Raw genomic sequence first — 2,321 nt, forward strand, 5'->3', positions numbered from 1 at the left:
GTGGAGTGGGGCGTAGGAGGCGGGTGAGTTCGGGCGGCGTCGCCAGGCGGATTGGGAGAATGGAGGCGTCCTCCTTGGGGAGGACTGCGGATCCGCGTACAGGAGGGCTCACGACCTGGCGCGACCTCCTAGGGTGAGAGTCGTGTCACCCCGCATCCGTGGTCTTCATTCCTTCCGCGCCTGGCTCCAGGCGCGTCCGCTGGCAGCGGACACGCTGCTGGCGTTCGGGCTGCTGTTGGTGGGGCTGCCGCAAATGCTCCTGCAGGAGCTTCCGAAGACCGCGGAGTTCGAGGAGTTCCGGGATCCGGACCTGTGGGGCGTGCTGGTCGTCGTCATCGTGACGATGTCGCTGCGGTGGCGGCGGCGGCATCCGCTGCCGGTGCTGCTGTTCATCGTCGCGGGCGAGATGCTGGTGGGGGTGGCGGGCTATCCGCCGTCGGCGTCGGACGTGCTGGCGTTCCTGATCGCGATCTACAGCGTCGCCGCGCACCGGGGCCTGGCGCAGAGCGCGGTGGGCGGGCTGGTGGCGCTCACGCATCTGGTGGTGTACATCGCGATCCTTCCGGTGTCGACGTCGCCGGTCGAGATGATGACGAACTTCGTGCTGCTGATCGGGGTGTGGGTGCTGGGCCGGAACCTGCGGCTGCGGCGCGCGTACTTCGCGGAGCTGGAGGACCGGGCGGCGCGGCTGGAGCGGGCGCGGGGCACCGACGCGCGGGCGGCGCGGGTCGAGGAGCGGTCGCGGATCGCGCGGGAGCTGCACGACGTGGTGGCGCACCATGTGAGCGTGATGACGGTGCAGGCGGGCGCGGCGCGGCGGATCATCGACCGGGATCCGGGCAGCGCGCGGGAGGCGATGTCGACGATCGAGGAGGTCGGGCGGACGGCGCTGAGCGAGATGCGGCGGATCGTCGGGGTGCTGCGGACGGACCGGGATCCGGAGCGGGCGGGCCGGGAGCTGGCGCCGCAGCCGGGCCTGGGCGACCTCGGGGAGCTGCTGGATCACGTCCGGGAGACGGGCCTGTCGGTGCAGCTGTGGATCGAGGGGGAGGCGCGGCCGCCGTCGCCGGGGGTGGACGTGGCGGCGTTCCGGCTGATCCAGGAGGCGTTGACGAACACGCTGAAGCACGCGGGGCCGCAGGCGCGGGCATGGGTGCGGCTGTACTACGGGGACGGGGACCTGACGGTGGAGATCGAGGACGACGGGCGCGGAACGGCGACGTTCATGGCGGAGGACGGGGACAATCCGGGGCACGGTCTGGTCGGCATGTACGAGCGGGTGGCGCTGTACGGTGGCGAGTTGAAGATCGGGCCGCGGGTCGGCGGCGGGTTCGGTGTGCGGGCCCGGTTCCCGCTGGAGGCGTGAGGTGCCGGAAGGCCGTAGGTTGGGGCGGGAGCGCCAAGGTTTGGGCTGGAGCGCTGTGAGGCGAGGAGCGGGCACGATGGACGGACCAGGACGCCCGCGTGGGCGGGCCGAATCGATGACCGCGGCGGAGCGGGGATCGCAGGGCCCCCGGCCCGCGGGGATGGGCGTCGCCGCCCGGAAGGGCTGTGCGCGATGACGACGGTTCGGGTGCTGCTCGTCGACGATCAGCCGCTGCTGCGGACGGGTTTCCGGCTGATCCTGGAGGCGGAGCCGGACATCGCGGTGGTGGGCGAGGCCGGGGACGGCGCGACGGCGGTGGAGATGACGCGGTCGCTGCTGCCGGACGTGGTGCTGATGGACATCCGGATGCCGGGGGTGGACAGCATCGAGGCGACCCGCCGGATCATCCGGGAGGGCGCGGCGTCGCACGATCCGAGGGTGCTGATCCTGACGACGTTCGACCTGGACGAGTACGTGATCGAGGCGGTGCGGGCGGGGGCGAGCGGGTTCCTGCTGAAGGACTCCCCGCCGGAGGACCTGGTGCAGGCGATCAGGATCGTCGCGGCGGGTGACGCGATCGTCGCGCCGTCGGTGACGCGGCGGCTGCTGGACAAGTTCGCGACGCGGCTGCCCGCGGTGCGGGACGCGTCCCCGCCACCGGGCCTGGACACGCTGACGGAGCGGGAGCGCGAGGTGCTGGCGCACGTGGCGCGGGGCCAGTCGAACGCGGAGATCGCGGCGGAGCTGGTGGTGAGCGAGACGACCGTGAAGACGCACGTGGGGAACGTCCTGGCGAAGCTGGGGCTGCGGGACCGGGTGCAGGCGGTCGTGTACGCGTACGAGACGGGTCTGAGCCGCCCGGGCCAGAGCTGACCCTGTGGAGGCGCGGCGAGCCCCTCAGGGACGTCCCTGAGGGGCTCGCCGCCCGCTTCGGGGCGCGTCTTGGCGCAGGTGC

Annotated in this window: 2 protein-coding genes; both read left to right on the plus strand. The window is 72.6% G+C overall.

The window, feature by feature from the left end:
* The first annotated feature begins 142 nt into the window (after positions 1-142).
* Positions 143-1,366: a sensor histidine kinase gene (locus ETD83_RS41285; protein ID WP_138650680.1), complete on the plus strand. Its 1,224-nt coding sequence runs from the start codon at positions 143-145 to the stop codon at positions 1,364-1,366.
* A gap of 192 nt (positions 1,367-1,558) precedes the next feature.
* Complete coding sequence (locus ETD83_RS41290) at positions 1,559-2,239, plus strand: response regulator (RefSeq protein WP_138650681.1); 681 nt, start codon at positions 1,559-1,561, stop codon at positions 2,237-2,239.
* The last annotated feature ends 82 nt before the right edge of the window (positions 2,240-2,321 follow it).

It is taken from the genome of Actinomadura soli (genome assembly GCF_005889715.1).
In the GTDB taxonomy this organism is placed as follows: domain Bacteria; phylum Actinomycetota; class Actinomycetes; order Streptosporangiales; family Streptosporangiaceae; genus Spirillospora; species Spirillospora soli.

Coding starts and splice junctions, on each gene's coding strand:
- ETD83_RS41290 (WP_138650681.1), top strand. CDS start 1,559: ATGACGACGGTTCGGGTGCTGCTCGTCGACGATCAGCCGCTGCTGCGG.